The 15429-nt window shown below is 73.7% G+C and carries 13 protein-coding genes; 9 read left to right on the forward strand and 4 right to left on the reverse strand.

Translation table 11 applies throughout. The features are described from left to right. The first annotated feature begins 111 nt into the window (after positions 1–111). Both ACFWUZ_RS05060 and ACFWUZ_RS05065 read left to right on the forward strand, forming a co-directional pair. On the forward strand, positions 112–1476 hold the full coding sequence (locus ACFWUZ_RS05060; RefSeq protein WP_384367196.1) for a serine hydrolase domain-containing protein: 1365 nt from the start codon (positions 112–114) through the stop codon (positions 1474–1476). Between the two features lie 79 nt (positions 1477–1555). Continuing rightward, on the forward strand, positions 1556–2191 hold the full coding sequence (locus ACFWUZ_RS05065; protein ID WP_384367199.1) for an alpha-ketoglutarate-dependent dioxygenase AlkB: 636 nt from the start codon (positions 1556–1558) through the stop codon (positions 2189–2191). 262 nt (positions 2192–2453) lie between these two features. Here the strand turns inward: ACFWUZ_RS05065 and ACFWUZ_RS05070 are convergent, their stop codons facing one another. Both ACFWUZ_RS05070 and ACFWUZ_RS05075 read right to left on the reverse strand, forming a co-directional pair. Continuing rightward, on the reverse strand, positions 2454–2747 hold the full coding sequence (locus tag ACFWUZ_RS05070; RefSeq protein ID WP_384367202.1) for a YkvA family protein: 294 nt from the start codon (positions 2745–2747) through the stop codon (positions 2454–2456). A 54-nt stretch (positions 2748–2801) separates the two neighbouring features. Then, positions 2802–3266: a MarR family winged helix-turn-helix transcriptional regulator gene (locus ACFWUZ_RS05075; RefSeq protein WP_384367205.1), complete on the reverse strand. Its 465-nt coding sequence runs from the start codon at positions 3264–3266 to the stop codon at positions 2802–2804. Between the two features lie 130 nt (positions 3267–3396). Here ACFWUZ_RS05075 and ACFWUZ_RS05080 point away from each other — a divergent pair, with 130 nt between their 5' ends. The 3 genes from ACFWUZ_RS05080 (at position 3397) to ACFWUZ_RS05090 (ending at position 6471) form a co-directional block, all read left to right on the forward strand. Further along, on the forward strand, positions 3397–3951 hold the full coding sequence (locus ACFWUZ_RS05080; protein ID WP_384367208.1) for a DoxX family membrane protein: 555 nt from the start codon (positions 3397–3399) through the stop codon (positions 3949–3951). Positions 3952–4040: 89 nt separating this feature from the next. Next, entirely contained in the window at positions 4041–5900 is a 1860-nt protein-coding gene (locus tag ACFWUZ_RS05085) for a glycoside hydrolase family 15 protein (RefSeq protein ID WP_384367211.1), read from the forward strand. A gap of 157 nt (positions 5901–6057) precedes the next feature. Further along, entirely contained in the window at positions 6058–6471 is a 414-nt protein-coding gene (locus ACFWUZ_RS05090) for a VOC family protein (protein ID WP_384367214.1), read from the forward strand. Between the two features lie 144 nt (positions 6472–6615). Here the strand turns inward: ACFWUZ_RS05090 and ACFWUZ_RS05095 are convergent, their stop codons facing one another. After that, a complete protein-coding gene (locus ACFWUZ_RS05095; protein WP_384367289.1) occupies positions 6616–8700 on the reverse strand; it encodes a SpoIIE family protein phosphatase in 2085 nt (694 codons plus the stop codon). A 368-nt stretch (positions 8701–9068) separates the two neighbouring features. Between ACFWUZ_RS05095 and ACFWUZ_RS05100 the strand changes: the two genes are divergently transcribed. Beyond that, a complete protein-coding gene (locus tag ACFWUZ_RS05100; RefSeq protein ID WP_384367217.1) occupies positions 9069–9806 on the forward strand; it encodes a class I SAM-dependent methyltransferase in 738 nt (245 codons plus the stop codon). A 39-nt stretch (positions 9807–9845) separates the two neighbouring features. On the opposite strand, the gene ACFWUZ_RS05105 is transcribed toward ACFWUZ_RS05100, so the two are convergent. Further along, on the reverse strand, positions 9846–10751 hold the full coding sequence (locus tag ACFWUZ_RS05105) for an alpha/beta hydrolase fold domain-containing protein (protein ID WP_384367220.1): 906 nt from the start codon (positions 10749–10751) through the stop codon (positions 9846–9848). A gap of 211 nt (positions 10752–10962) precedes the next feature. Here ACFWUZ_RS05105 and tdh point away from each other — a divergent pair, with 211 nt between their 5' ends. The 3 genes from tdh to ACFWUZ_RS05120 all read left to right on the forward strand — a co-directional run bounded on the left by tdh (position 10963) and on the right by ACFWUZ_RS05120 (position 14312). After that, positions 10963–11991, forward strand: coding sequence for an L-threonine 3-dehydrogenase (gene tdh / locus ACFWUZ_RS05110; RefSeq protein ID WP_384367223.1), 1029 nt, complete (start codon positions 10963–10965; stop codon positions 11989–11991). 164 nt (positions 11992–12155) lie between these two features. Beyond that, on the forward strand, positions 12156–13358 hold the full coding sequence (locus ACFWUZ_RS05115; RefSeq protein WP_384367226.1) for a glycine C-acetyltransferase: 1203 nt from the start codon (positions 12156–12158) through the stop codon (positions 13356–13358). Positions 13359–13397: 39 nt separating this feature from the next. Then, positions 13398–14312, forward strand: coding sequence for a LysR substrate-binding domain-containing protein (locus ACFWUZ_RS05120; RefSeq protein ID WP_384367229.1), 915 nt, complete (start codon positions 13398–13400; stop codon positions 14310–14312). Positions 14313–15429: the final 1117 nt, after the last annotated feature.

Here is a 15429-nt window from a genome sequence, read left to right on the forward strand (position 1 = left end):
CCGGGAGGCGGTCGCGGGTCCTTCGCCGCGCGGTGGCGGAACGGGCGTGCCTAGGCTGGTGATGTTGTCCCGTCCCGCTTTCTCCCCGTACGACAGGACAGGAGGCGCACTGTGAGGCATTCACCCGCGCGGCTGCGCAGGACCTGTGCGGCAGCAGCTGCCGCCGCCGGCCTGCTGGTCGCCCCCTCGCTCGCGGGCCCCGCGTACGGTGCGCCCACCCCTGAACCCTCGGCCACCGCCTCCCCTTCCCCGGACGCCGCGGGGGAGTTCCGCCGGCTGACCCCGGACGTCGCCGCGCAACTGGACGCCGCCGTGCAGAAGACCATGCGCGAGGCCGGGGTGCCGGGCGTGATCGTCGGCCTGTGGGCTCCCGGCAAGGGGGACTACGTCCGGGCCTTCGGCGTCGCCGACAAGGCGACGGGCGCTCCGATGGAGACCGGTTTCCGCATCCGGATCGGCAGCGAGACCAAGACGTTCACGGTCACCGCCCTCCTCGAACTGGTCGACCAGGGCCGGCTCGCCCTCGACGACCCCATCGGCAAGTACATCGACGGCGTCCCGAACGGGGACCGCATCACCCTGCGCGAACTGGCGGGGATGCGGAGCGGACTCTTCAACTACAGCGAGGACGAGGACTTCGACAAGGCGCTCGACACCGACCCCGACCGGCCCTTCACGCAGCAGCAGTTGCTCGACTACTCCTTCAAGCACCCGGTGAACTTCGCGCCGGGCGAGAAGTTCGAGTACTCCAACACCAACCTGATCCTCCTCGGGCTCGTGGTGGAGAAGGTCGGCGGCAAGCCGATCCATGACTTCATCCAGGAGGAAGTGCTGGACCCGGCCGGGCTGCGGAACACGGTCTTCCCCACCGACGCGGCCTTCCCCGACCCCCACCCGCAGGGCTACACCGACCAGTCCAGCTCGGGCAAGATCGTGGACTCCACCGACTGGAACCCGTCCTGGGCCTGGGCCGCGGGCGCCATGATCTCCGACCTCGGAGACCTGCGCACCTGGGCGCGTACGCTCGCCACCGGCACCCTGCTGACGCCCGAGACCCAGGCGGAGCGCCTGAAGACCACCTCGGTCGGCATCCCGGGTGCCGGATACGGGCTGGGCATCTTCGACGTCCAGGGCTGGATCGGCCACAACGGATCGCTGCCCGGATACGAGACGCTGACGGTCTACCTTCCCCAGGCGCAGGCGACCATGGTGGTCATGCTGAACACCGACGTCCTGCACGAGGGCCAGGAGCCCAGCACGCTGTTCGGTGAGGCGATCACCCGCATCGTCGCCCCCGGGAACGTCTACCCCGGGCACAAGCCGGTCCAGCCGAAGCCGGACTCCTCGCCGGCTTCCCCGTCGTCTCCGCCGGCCGTCGAGCCGACGCCCGCGACCCCTCCGGTCCCGCCGACCCCCGCGACGCCGCCGACGCCCGCGACCCCGCCCCCGCCCGCAACGCCGTCCCCCGCACCCTGACACCCTCCACCCTCACGCCGCACCCTGAGCCCGCCCCCGTATTCGTGTAGGTGTTCGATCGTGGGGTTACGCTGGACCCATGCACGCGCTCCACGGCCTCCAGGGCTCCCTCTTCGACCAGGGCGACGAGATCCGCCCCGGCCCGCTCGACGGCGTGCGGCGGACCCGGCTCGGGGACGGGGCCTGGGTCGACCGGCTGCCCGGCTGGTTCCTCGGGGCCGACGCGCTCTTCGAGCGGCTGGCCGCGGAGGTGCCCTGGCGTGCCGAGCGGCGGCAGATGTACGAGCGCGAGGTCGACGTCCCCCGCCTCCTCGCCTTCTACGGCGAGGGCGAGGAACTGCCGCACCCCTCCCTCGCGCAGGCGCGCGACGTGCTGACCCGCCACTACGCGGCAGAACTCGGCGAACCCTTCACCACGGCCGGGCTGTGCCTCTACCGCGACGGCCGCGACAGCGTCGCCTGGCACGGCGACCGCACCGGGCGCTCCTCCACCGAGGACACCATGGTCGCGATCGTCTCGGTCGGGGACCCGCGCGACCTCGCCTTCCGCCCCCGGGCCGGCGGGCCCACGCTGCTGCGGCTGCCCCTGGGCCACGGCGACCTCGTCGTCATGGGCGGCTCCTGCCAGCGGACCATGGAGCACGCCGTACCGAAGTCGGCGCGGGCCGTCGGTCCCCGCATCAGCATCCAGTTCCGCCCCCGGGGCGTGCTCTGAAACACCCGGGGCCGTGCCTGCCGAGGACGGCCTCCGGGCTGGTGCGCAGGGACCTGGCTCTTCTCCGTGCGTTGACCGTGCGCGACATCAAGGCGCCGACGGCGTTGTGCGAGAAGCCGGGATCCGCCCCCTCGGCGAGTTCACCGCGGACGACCGGGCTCTCCGGGATGGACGGGGCCGGTTCGGGCCCCGGAGCTTCGTCGTGGTCGACCCGGACGGGGACCCTTCCCTCGTCGACCGGCGCCGCCGACCCGTCCCGGGCTCACCGGGCGCCGGGCTCCTTCGCGGGCCGGACCGCCGCCGCTGCCGCGTGCAGCGACCGCAGGGCCAGCAGCAGCACGCCGATGTCGTCCAGGTACACCGGGTCCGGGATCAGGTCCACCGGCGAGACCGTGTAGACCACCGCGGCCCAGAACAGCGCCTTGTCGCGCAGCGGGACCCCCGCGTCGAGCAGCAGCCGCCGCGCCCTGAGGACCCGTACGAGCAGCACGGCCGCGGCGACCGCCAGCGCTACCGCGACGACCGCGGCGACCGTGAGCCAGACCTTTCCGTCCATGCCGCCCCTGTACCCCGATTCCCGGCCTCGATGTCCGTGCGGCGGATCCGCGGTTCAGCTGCCCTGCTCGCGCAGGCGGCGGCTGACCTCGCCCAGTCCGGCGGCGATCGCGTCGAGCTGCTCGGGGGTCAGTACGTCGACGAGGACCTCCCGGACCGTCGCCACGTGCCCGGGCGCGGCCTCGTCCAGCCGGGCGCGGCCCGCGTCGGTGAGGACGGCGAAGATGCCGCGCACGTCGGAGGGACAGCTGCGGCGGCGGACCAGCCCGGCCTTCTCCATCTGCGTGATCTGGTAGGTCAGTCCGCTCTTCGAGTTGATCAGACCGTTGGCGAGCTCGGTCATGCGCAGTTCCCGGCCGGGCGCCGCGGCGAGCCGGACGAGGATCTCGTACTGCGGGTGGGAGAGCCCGGAGTCGTCCTTGAGCTGCTGGTCCAGGCGCCGGTTCACCAGGGCCGACGCGGCCAGGAAGCCGCTCCAGGCCCGCATCTCACGGTCGTCCAGCCATCTCGTCTCAGCCATGGCTCAACCCTACACGGGTTGTTCCAATTTGAATCAATGGTTAGGGTCGGCCCCGGCGGTTCGAATGTGAACAACTCGTTGTACCCCAGTCCCCGCTCCCCCCGGACCGTCCGACCGGAAGGAACCCCCCATGACCAGCCCCTCCGTCACCACGACCACGTCACAGGCCGCCGCACCGGCCGCCCCGACCGCCGGCGCCGCCGCGGGCCACGATGTCGGCCTGCTGCTCCTGCGCGTCGTCCTCGGCCTGACCATGGCCGCCCACGGCTCCCAGAAGCTCTTCGGCTGGTTCGGCGGCGGCGGCATCAGCGGCACCGGCCAGTTCTTCACCGCCAGCGGCTACCCCGCCGGGGACGCCATGGCCGTCCTCGCCGGGCTGACCGAGACCCTGGGCGGCCTCGCGCTCGCCCTCGGCCTGCTCACCCCGCTCGCCGCCGCGGCCCTCGTCGGCACCCTCGTCAACGCGATCGCCGTCCACGGCACCGGGGCCTTCTTCGCCCCCAAGGGCATCGAGTACGAACTGCTCCTGACCGCCGGCGCCGCCGCACTCGCCCTCACCGGCCCCGGCCGGTACGCCGCCGACCGCTTCCTCCCCGTACTGCGCGCCCACCGCACGGCCCACGGCGCCCTCGCCGTCCTGGCCGGCCTGGTCCTCGGCGCGGCCCTCCTGTTCGTCAAGAACTGAGAGGCCCCGGCGGAGCGCCGCTCAGCGCGCACGAGGGTGCCCGGAGCCCGTGCTGATTGGCTCCGGGCATTCGGGGGAAGAGCGCACAAATGACACAACCCATCGAAGACTACGCACTCATCGGCGACCTCATGACCAGTGGGCTCGTCGGCCGCGACGGGTCCCTCGACTGGTTGTGCCTGCCGCGCTTCGACTCGGGCGCCTGCTTCGCCCGGCTCCTCGGCGACGAGGAGAACGGCCACTGGCGCCTCGCGCCCCTCGACGCCGCCGCCGACGAGCAGTGCACCCGCCGGGCCTACGCCGACGGGTCCCTCGTCCTCGAATCCTTCTGGGAGACCGACACCGGCACCGTCAAGGTCATCGACTTCATGCCGCAGCGCGACGTCGCCGTGGCCCCCGACGTCATCCGCATCGTCGAAGGCGTCTCCGGCAGGGTCAGGATGCGCAGCACCCTGCGCCTGCGGTTCGACTACGGCCACGTCGTCCCCTGGGTGCGCCGCAGCGACGGCGACCGGGTCGCCGTCGCCGGACCCGACTCCGTCTGGTTCCGCAGCGAACCCCCCGTCCGCACCTGGGGCGAGGCCAACAGCACCTGCTCCCAGTTCCCGATCGCCGCCGGACAGCGCGTGGCCTTCGTCCTCACCTGGCACCCCTCGCACGAGCCGCGCCCCGCGCCCTGCGACCCCTTCGAGGCCCTGGACGAGTGCCTCGCCGACTGGGCGGAGTGGACCTCCCAGTGCCGCTACGAGGGCCCCTACCGGGAGGCGGTGACCCGCTCCCTGATCACCCTCAAGGCCCTCACGTACGCCCCGACCGGCGGCATCGCCGCCGCCGCCACCACCTCCCTCCCCGAGGAGCTCGGCGGCGTCCGGAACTGGGACTACCGCTACTGCTGGCTGCGCGACGCCACCCTCACCCTGGGCTCCCTCGTCGCCACCGGCTTCCTCGACGAGGCCCGCGCCTGGCGCGCCTGGCTGCTGCGCGCCGTCGCCGGTGACCCCGCCGACCTCCAGATCATGTACGGGATCGCCGGTGAACGGCGGATCCCCGAGGCCGAACTGCCCTGGCTGCGCGGCTACGCCTCCTCCGCCCCCGTACGCGTCGGCAACGCCGCCGTCGACCAGCTCCAACTGGACGTCTACGGCGAGGTCCTGGACTCCCTGCACCTGGCGAGGTCCGCCGGCCTCGCCGCCGAGCCCCACGCCTGGAACATCCAGCTCGCCCTCCTCGACTTCCTGGAGCAGAACTGGCGCCGCCCCGACGAGGGCCTCTGGGAGGTCCGCGGCCCGCGCCGCCACTTCGTGCACTCCAAGGTGATGGCCTGGGTCGCCGCGGACCGGGCGGTGCGCGCCCTGGAGAAGGACCCTTCCCTCCCCGGTGACGTGGAGCGCTGGCGGGTCATGCGGGACGAGGTGCACCGGGACGTGTGCGAGAAGGGCTACGACCCCGAGCGGAACACCTTCACCCAGTACTACGGCTCCCGCGAACTGGACGCCGCGACCCTGCTGATCCCGCGCGTGGGCTTCCTGCCTGCCGACGACCCCCGCGTCATCGGGACGGTCGACGCGGTACGGGAGGAACTCGGCCGCAGCGGACTCGTCCGCCGCTACAGCACCGAAGGCCCCTCCGTCGACGGCCTGCCCGGCGACGAAGGAGCCTTCCTGGCCTGCTCGTTCTGGCTGACCGACGCCCTGCACCTGACCGGCCGGGACAAGGAGGCGCGGGACCTCTTCGAGCGGCTGCTGTCCGTACGCAACGACGTGGGCCTGCTCGCCGAGGAGTACGACCCGATCGCGGGACGCCAACTCGGCAACTTCCCCCAGGCGTTCAGCCATGTCGGCCTGGTCAACACCGCCCTCACCCTGGCCACCGGCGAGCCTCCCGCCGCGCCCGACGAGGACGGACGCCCGTCGGACGCGCCGGACGCACCGGACCCGGCGGGCCGGTGAACCCCGCGGTGCAGCCCTCCGGGCGTCCTCGCCGGCGCCGGCGGCGGGTGCCGGGTGCCGGAACGACGGGATCCGGACCCGGGGGACCGGCGGGCAGGCGGATTTTTCACACGCGGCGGCGCGTCTGGGAGCCCTGGAGCGGGGCACACGCGGGGACATGACTGTCGCGAAGACGAGCGTTCTCGTACTGGACTGCGCCGAGCCGGAGTCGCTGGCCCACTTCTACGCCGAGCTGCTCGGCGCCGAGGTCCGTGCCGGGGAAGGGCTCGACATGGTCGAAGTCGTGGGCGGAGCGGGTGTCCACCTCGCGGTCCGCAGGGACCACGGCTACGCGCCGCCGAGCTGGCCGCGCCCCGAGGACTCCCAGCAGGCACACCTGCGGATCCTGGTCGCCCCCGACGACCTCGACGAAGCCGAACGGGAAGCCGTCTCCCTCGGCGCCCGCCCGGTGTCGTCCGACCCGGAGGACGGCCCGCGCGAGGCCCGCCTCCTCAGCGACCCGGCGGGCCACACCTTCACCCTCGCGGCCGCCACCGCGCTGCGACCGGGCGCCGCTCAGCCCCTGCGGTAGCGCCGGCCGTCACCGAGTCGGCCCCGGCCCCCTGGTGTCCGATGCCGCGCTCGCCGAGGTAGCCGGCCCTGCCTCGCCGCAGTCGGCCGCACCACCCGTCGGACGCGGCGCCCGAGGGCGGCGGCGACCGCCCGCCGGACCGCCCTACTCCTGCGGCCCCCCGGTACGGGAGGCGAGCAGCAGGGCGATGTCGTCCGGCCGGTCGGCGCCGCCCGTCCCGCCGACCAGCCGGTCGGCGGTCTCGGTCAGCGGGGCCGGCCGGGCCGCGGCCAGGGCCCCCCTGAGCCGCTCGACCCCCGTGTCGATGTCCGCGCCCGGCCGCTCCACCAGCCCGTCGGTGTACAGGGCCAGCACCGCACCGCGCGCCAGGCTCAGTCCGGTGACCGGATACGTGGCCTCCGGGTCGATGCCGAGCACCACCCCGCCCGGGAGGTCCAGCACCTCCGTCCGGCCGCCCGGGTGCCGCAGCAACGGCTGGGGGTGCCCGGCCCGGACGGCCGTGGCGGAGCCGGTGGCCGGATCGAGCAGCACGTAGCAGCAGCTCGCGAACTGGCCCGGATCCAGGTCGATGAGCAGCTGGTTGGTCCCGCTCATCACCCGCTCCGGGGTGCTGCCGCTGAGCGCGAAGGCCCTTACCGCGCTGCGGAGTTGGCCCATGGTCGCGGCCGCCGCCACCCCGTGGCCCTGCACGTCGCCGATGACCAGGGCCAGCAGCCCGCCGCCCGTCTCGATGACGTCGTACCAGTCACCGCCGACGTCCATCCCCTGCGTGCCCGGGAGGTAGCGGCCGACCGTCTCCACGTGCTCGCGCACCGGCAGCCGGCGCGGCAGCAGGGCCGACTGGAGACCGCGTGCGAGCGCCGCCTCGCTGTCGTAGCGCCGGGCCCGCTCCAGGGCCTGCGCGATCAGCCCGGCCAGCGCGGTCAGCACCGTGCGCTCCTCCGGGCTGAAGCCGCGGGGCGCGTCGAATCCGAGGATGCACGAGCCGACCGGCCGCCCGGAGGCGATCAGCGGCAGGAAGGCCCGGGCCCCGACGCTGGCGTCCAGCGGGATGCCCGGATAGGCGGCGGACAGGCGCTCCATCGACTCGAAGAACAGCGGCCGCCCCGACGTCAGGCACTCCACCCCCGGCAGCCGCACATCGAGCCCGACCCCGTCGAACCGGTCGAGGAAGCCCCGGGGGAAACCCGTCTCCCAGGCGAGGTGCAGCTGCCGCTCGTCGAGCATGTAGATCGCCAGCTGACGGCCGCCGAAGGCGGGCAGCAGCTCCTCGGTGACCACCGCCGACACCTGCCGGGCGGTGACCGCCTCGGTGAGCGCGATGGCGAGGGCCACCGGCCGGTAGAGGGCCGAAGCCCGGTCCGCCGGCGAGCCGAGCCCCGTACCGGGCCGCGCCACCGACGCGGGTGCGTAGGCCGGCTTCGTCTCCGCCCCGATGGTCAGCGTCAGCCCTGAGGCCCCCGGGTAGAGCCCCACCGACAGCCAGTCTCCGCCCGGGTCCCCGTCGCGCCGGACCGAGAAGTGCACCGGCTCGGTGGACATGAAGACGGCCCGGAAGTGGTCCTCGAACGCGGGATGCCCGAGCCAGGGCAGCGCCTTCCACACCACCTGCCCCCGCAGCCGGTCCCCGGACAGGCCGACGAGGTCCGCGGCGGCCGCGTTGGCGTAGCGGATCCGCCCGTGCCGGTCCACGGAGAGCAGGGCCTGCGGGAGCCGGTCCGCGGCATCCCCGGCGCCGTCGTCCCCCGCGGGCGGCTCCACCAGCACCGGGTCCCCCTCCCACACCACCGGCGTCCCCGCCTCCGCCAACGAGGCGAGCTCCTGGCCCAGCCGGTCGGCGGCCTCGCGAAGCCGCTCCCGGTCCAGGGCGCTCACCGGCACCCCCGGGGTGGCCTCGCGCAGCACCAGCAGCACGCCGAAGCGCTCCTGCCCGGCCGTCACCGGCTCGTACAGCGAGGCGAAGGGGAAGGGCAGGCCGGCCATCAGCTGCGGGAAGCGGCGCATGGACGCCTCCGCGTCGGCCAGGTGCACCGACTGCCCCGAGCGGTAGGCCTCGGCCACCGGGTACGGGCGGTTCACGTGCATCCGCCACCACGGCCGGAACAGCAGTCCCGGCAGTCCCGCGAGCGAGGCCATCAGAAGCAGCCCGTCGGTGCGCGAGCGCAGGTACACCCCGCCCGCGTACCCGCCGACCTCCGCCACCGCGTCGACGACCGCCCTCGAGAGCAGGGAGGCCGTGTCCGCAGCCGCGGCCGTGGCTGCGGCGTCAGGGGCGGGGCCGTGGCTGTCCGGTCTCGCCGTCACACCGCCAGGATGCGCCCTCGGCGGTGGTGGCCGCACCCGGGAGGCCCCGCCGCCCGCGGGTGCGCGAGCACCTGCCCGGGCCCCCGGCCCCCGGCGGCCCGGCCGGTCCTGGTCCCGGTGCCCCGTACGCCCCGCCCGTCCACCCCGTCCCGTACGCCCCGAGCAGCCGTGATAGGCCGACCGCTTCCCTCGTCCGGGGGACGGAGCGGCGTACCCACGCGCCCCGGGCCCGGCGCGGGGGCACGATACGGACGCGTCGCCCCCCACCCCCGGCCGGCCCCGGAAGGCACAGCATGCGGTTCCACCACGACACCCTCGACGAGCGGTACGCGGAGTCCACGACCACGGCCGCCTTCTCGGCGGCCGACATGTACACCCTGCACGGCGCCCTCGACGCGCTCGGCGGGGTACGCGGCCTGGACACCCTCGACCTGGCCTGCGGATACGGCTACAACACCCGGCTGCTGGCCCGCGGTGGCGCCCGGCGGGCCGTCGGGGTCGACGCCTCGGAAGAGATGATCAGGCGGGCCCGCGAGCACGAGGAGGCCGTGGACCGCCCGGACATCGAGTACCACGTCACCGACGCCGCGGGCCTGCCCGAACTCGGCCCCTTCGACCTCGCCACCGCCGTCTACCCCTTCAACCACACCCCCGACCGGCCCTCGCTGCACGCCATGTTCCGGTCCGTCCGCGCCAGCCTGCGCCCCGGCGGACGACTCCTCGCGATCGTGCCCAACGCCGGGGCGTTCCCCCGCGTCGACTGGTCGCCGTACGGGGTCCGCATCCTGGACCGGGTCCACGCCGGCGACGCGCCGCTGCTCAAGGCACACTTCCTGATCGACCCGCCGCTGCCCTTCGAGTTCCACGAATGGGCCCACGCCGACCTCGCCGAAGCGGCCGTCGAGGCGGGCTTCGGCACCGTGGGCTGGCAGCCGAACCGCACCCCGCCCGCCGACCACGTACGCGACGAGGAGTACTGGACGGCGTACCGCGCCTGGCCGATCAGCTCCCTGATGACCTGCACCGCGTAGCAGCGGCCCGTGCGGCACCACCCGGCGAGGCCCGGCCGCTCACCCCGCCGCCGACCGGGTCAGCTCCACGATCCGCTCACGCGCCGCCCGCCCCTCCGGCACCGGCATCAGCGGGTACCCGTGCGGCATCCCCGCCTCCTCGTGGAACTCCACCTCGGTCCCGGCCGCACGGGCCCGGCGCAGCAGCTCCCTGCTGTCCGTGGTCAGCAGGTCCCGGGTCCCGGTGAACACCGTCAGCGGAGCCAGGCCCGCGAAGGACCCGTGCAGCGGGCTCACCCGCGGGTCGTCCGCCGCCAGGGTCCCCGCGTACAGCCTCCCGGCCTCCAGCAGCCCCGAGCGCGCCAGCATCGGATCGCCCGCCTCGATCACCGCCTGGTCCGGATGGCTCATGGTCACGTCCAGCCACGGCGAGATCAGCACGATCCGCGAAGGCTGGTCCCCCGTGCGGTCCCGCAGCCGCTGGGCCGCGGCCAGCGCCAGCCCGGCCCCGGCCGAGTCCCCGATCAGCACCGTCCCGCCCGCACCGCCGCCAGCGATCAGACCGCTCAGCAGATCCGCGGCCACCGGGACCGTCCGGTCGGCGGTACCGCGCGGGGCGAGGACGTACGCCGGTACGACCACCCGCGCCCGGGCCCGCGTCACCAGGGTCCGGATCAACGACCAGTGCGGGCGGACCAGCTCGTTGACGAACCCCCCGCCGTGCACGTACAGCACCTGCGCGCCCGGCTCGCCCACCCGCGGGGACACGTCGTACACCGGCCAGGCACCGACGAACGTCCGGGAGATGTCCGCCACCCGCCCCAGCGACCGCGGCGGCAGATGCGAGGCCGGCCGGCGAGCGGACTGCGCCACCCGGGCCCGCACCGCCTCGGCGCTCGCGAACCGTCTTCGCCGTCCCACCGCGACCAGCGCCGCCGACAGCGCCCTGCTGCGCAGACTCGGCACGCCCCTCACCTCCCCTTTTCCCCGGCCGCCAGCGGCCCGGGCCCTGCCCCGTCACCTGAGGAGCATAGGTGTGAAGCTGGGCTGTCGACCCGCTTAAGAAAGTCTCGATGGACTGATCACCACGCATCTCGGCACATTGGTCCCCGTCACCGACGCCGTCCGCGCGCCCCCGCCGCACGGCGCACCCTTCCGCATGCCTGGAGCCACCCCCATGAAGGCACTCGTCAAGCACAAGGCCGAACCCGGGCTGTGGCTCATGGACGTCCCCGAGCCCGAGTACGGCCCCGGCGACGTGCTGATCAAGGTGCTGCGCACCGGCATCTGCGGAACCGACCTCCACATCCGCGCCTGGGACGGCTGGGCGCAGGGCGCGGTCAAGACCCCCCTCGTCCTCGGCCACGAGTTCGTCGGCGAGGTCGCCGCGCTCGGCGCCGACGTCCGCGACATCGAGATCGGCGCCCTCGTCAGCGGCGAGGGCCACCTGGTGTGCGGGAAGTGCCGCAACTGCCTGGCCGGCCGCCGCCACCTGTGCCGCAGCACCATCGGGCTCGGCGTCGGGCGCGACGGCGCCTTCGCCGAGTACGTGGTCCTGCCCGCCCAGAACGTATGGGTGCACCGCACCGCGGTGGACCTGGACGTGGCCGCGATCTTCGACCCCTTCGGCAACGCCGTGCACACCGCACTCTCCTTCCCCCTGGTCGGCGAGGACGTACTGATCACCGGCGCCGGCCCCATCGGGATCATGGCCGCCGCCGTCGCCCGGCACGCCGGAGCCCGCAGCGTGGTCATCACCGACATCAGCCCCGAGCGCCTGGACATCGCCCGCAAGGCCGGCGCCACCCTCGCCGTGAACGTCGCCGAGACCTCCATCGCCGACGCCCAGCAGACGCTCGGGCTCCGCGAGGGCTTCGACATCGGCCTGGAGATGTCCGGCCGGCCCGAGGCCATGCGCGACATGATCGACAACATGACGCACGGCGGCCGCATCGCCATGCTGGGCCTGCCCGCGCAGGAGTTTCCGGTGGACTGGGCCAAGGTCGTCACCTCGATGATCACCATCAAGGGCATCTACGGCCGCGAGATGTTCGAGACCTGGTACGCGATGACCGTGCTGCTCGAAGGCGGCCTCGACCTCAGCCCGGTCATCACCGGCCGCTACTCGCACCGCGACTTCGAAGCCGCCTTCGACGAGGCGTCCACCGCCCGCAGCGGCAAGATCATCCTGGACTGGACCGCGTAACGGCCGTCCGGTCCTGTCGGCCGGACCCCCGCCCGGCCGACAGGACCCCGGGCACGCCCCCCACCCCCGCAGACCATCTCCCTCCGGCCGGGCCCCGCCCACCCTCCCCCCTCCGCGGGGCCCGGCCCCCTTCTTCTGACTCCGCCGCACAAGGAGAACCGCACATGTTCGAGTCCGTCCGCGAAGACCTGCGCACCACCCTCGACGAGATCCGCGCCGCCGGCCTGCACAAGCCCGAGCGCGTCATCGGCACCCCGCAGAACGCGGCCGTCGCCGTCACCGCGGGCGGAGCACCCGGCGAGGTACTCAACTTCTGCGCCAACAACTACCTCGGCCTGGCCGACCACCCCGAGGTCGTCGCCGCGGCGAAGGACGCGCTGGACCGCTGGGGCTACGGAATGGCCTCGGTCCGCTTCATCTGCGGCACGCAGGAGGTGCACAAGGAGCTGGAGGCGCGGCTGTCGGCCTTCCTCGGCCAGGAGGACACCATCCTCTACTCCTCCTGCTTCGACGCCAACGGCGGCGTCTTCGAAACCCTCCTCGGCGCCGAGGACGCGGTCATCTCCGACGCCCTCAACCACGCCTCGATCATCGACGGCATCCGCCTCTCCAAGGCCCGCCGCTACCGGTACGCCAACCGCGACCTCGCGGAACTGGAGACGCGCCTCAAGGAGTCGCAGGACGCCCGCCGCCGCCTGATCGTCACCGACGGCGTGTTCTCGATGGACGGGTACGTCGCCCCGCTCGCGGAGATCTGCGACCTGGCGGAGCGCTACGACGCCATGGTCATGGTCGACGACTCCCACGCCGTCGGCTTCGTCGGCCCCGGCGGCCGCGGCACTCCCGAGCTGCACGGCGTCATGGACCGCGTCGACATCATCACCGGCACCCTCGGCAAGGCCCTCGGCGGAGCCTCCGGCGGCTACGTCGCGGCCCGCGCCGAGATCGTCGAGCTGCTGCGCCAGCGCTCGCGCCCGTACCTCTTCTCCAACTCCCTCGCCCCGGTCATCGCGGCGGCCTCCCTCAAGGTCCTCGACCTGCTGGAGTCGGCCGGCGACCTGCGCGAGCACCTCGCCGCCAACACCAAGCTCTTCCGCACCCGGATGACCGAGGCCGGCTTCGAGATCCTGCCCGGCGACCACGCCATCGCCCCGGTCATGATCGGCGACGCCGCCGAGGCGGCGAAGATGGCGGAGCTGCTGCTGGAGCGCGGCGTGTACGTCATCGGCTTCTCCTACCCGGTGGTGCCGCTCGGCGCGGCGCGCATCCGCGTGCAGCTCTCGGCGGCCCACTCCACGCAGGACGTGGAGCGCGCCGTGGCGGCCTTCGTCGACGCCCGCGCGGCCCTGGCGGCCACCAAGGCCTGAGGGGCCCGTGCGTCCCGTGGGGCCTGAGACAATGGCGGGGTGATCGACCCCCGCCGGCTGCGCATCCTGCGCGCCGTGGCGGACCACCGTACGGTGACCGCCGCGGCCGCAGCCCTGTACCTCACCCCGTCCGCCGTCTCCCAGCAGCTCGCGGCGCTGGAGCAGGAGACCGGCCACGCGCTGCTGACCCGCAGCGGCCGGGGCGTACGGCTCACCACGGCCGGGGAGATCCTCGCCGGGCACGCCAACGAGGTCATGGCGCAGCTGGAGCGGGCCGAAGCCGAACTCGCGGCGTACGCGGGCGGCTCCGCCGGCGAGGTCACGGTGGCCGCCTTCGCGACCGGCATCGCCGAGGTCCTGGCCCCGGCGATCGCCCGCCTCGCGCTGGAGCACCCGGGCATCCGGCTGCGGGTACGGGACGCCGAGGGCGACCAGAGCCTGCCGATGCTGCTGGACGGCGAGGCGGACCTCGCCCTGGCGGTCGAGTACCGGGGCGGGCCCGGCGCGGACGACGCCCGGCTCTCGGTGCTGCCGCTGTACGCGGAACCCTTCGACGCGGTCCTGCCCTCCGGGCACCCGCTGGCCGAGCTGCCCGCGGTGTCGCTGGAGGACCTCTCCGACGCGGACTGGGTGGGCCAGTACCCGGGCAATCCGTGCCACGACGTGACGCTGCTGGCGTGCGAACTCGCGGGGTTCCAGCCGAGGTTCCTGCACTCCTCCGACGACTTCCGCGCGGTGACGGCGCTGGTGGGCGCGGGCGCCGGGGTGGCCCTCGTACCGCGCTCGGCGCTCCGGGGCATGGACCTCAAGGAGGTCCAGGTCCGCCCGGTCACCGGCGCCTCCGCGACCCGCCGCGTCTTCGCGGCGACCCGCCGGGGCGCGGAGTCCCACCCCTTGATCGCCCCGGTCCTGGCCGCCCTGACCCGAGAATCGGACCGGCTTCCCACGCATTGAGGGGCGGGGGGTCGGGGTTGGGCTTCGGGGGCTGTTACCCCTTCTCGGGATCAGGGAGGGTTTGGGGGGTTCCCGCCAGTCCTATCGTCTCTCCGCGTCGGGGCGGGCCCTCAAGGGCGCTCCTTCGTCGCGTCGCTTCGCGATGGCCTTCGGCCCCCCTTGACCGCCCGCCCCGCCACGGAAAGACAGGACCGACGGGAACCCCCCAAAAAGACGCTCACCGGGGACGGGACGGAGGAGCGGGGCGGTCAGCGTTGCAGGGCCTGGCCCCCAGGGCCCTTGCCGGAGCCAGACCTCGACCGACTCGTCGGCAGGATCGGGCAGCGCATCAACTCCCCACCCACCACTTCATTGCTCAGCGTCTGCGACCCGTCTGGGGCTGGACATAAGCCGCCACCACTCCGGTAGGCACCGCACGTCGCCCGGCGTCAGCAGTCCGTCTGCGGCTGGACATAAGCCGCCACCGGTCCGGTAGGCACCGCACGTTGCTTGGCGTCTGCGAGCTGCCTGGAGCTGGACATAGGCCGCCAACGCTCCGGTAGGCACCGCACGTTGCCTGGCGTCTGCGGTCCGTCTGGGGTTGGGCATAGGCCGTGGGGTGGGACACCGGCCGCCGACGGCCAGTGGGATGTCTCTCTGAACACGTCAGCGGCTGATTTTCCCCGTCTGGGGGTGCGTTGTGGGGCGGATGACGTGTTGCCGGAGTGAGAGACCGACAGATTCGGCATCAGAGTCCGGCAGCGCACCTTTCTGCCCGGATAGTCGACGGATGGCTCCTCCGACCGCCTATCTGGCGCCCGCTGGCACCCGTCTGCCACTCACGTCCGTGCCGGCCTACGTCCCGGCCAGAGGCGGCTGGCAGACACTGAGATACGAGCAGCCCCACCGCGCTGAGAGAGGTGAAGTGCCTCCCGGAGCGGTGGCGGCTTATGTCCAGCCCCGGGCGGGTAGCAGACGCCGAGCGACGCGCCACGCCTATCGGACCGGTGGCGGCTTATGTCCAGCCCCAAACGGGTCGCAGGCGCCGAGCAATGAGGTAGAGGGCGGGGAGTGGATGCGCTCCCCGATCCTGCCGGTGATCTGGTCGAGGTCTCGCTCCGGCAAGGGCCCTGGAGGC

It is taken from the genome of Streptomyces sp. NPDC058646 (assembly GCF_042716875.1).
In the GTDB taxonomy this organism is placed as follows: Bacteria; Actinomycetota; Actinomycetes; order Streptomycetales; family Streptomycetaceae; genus Streptomyces.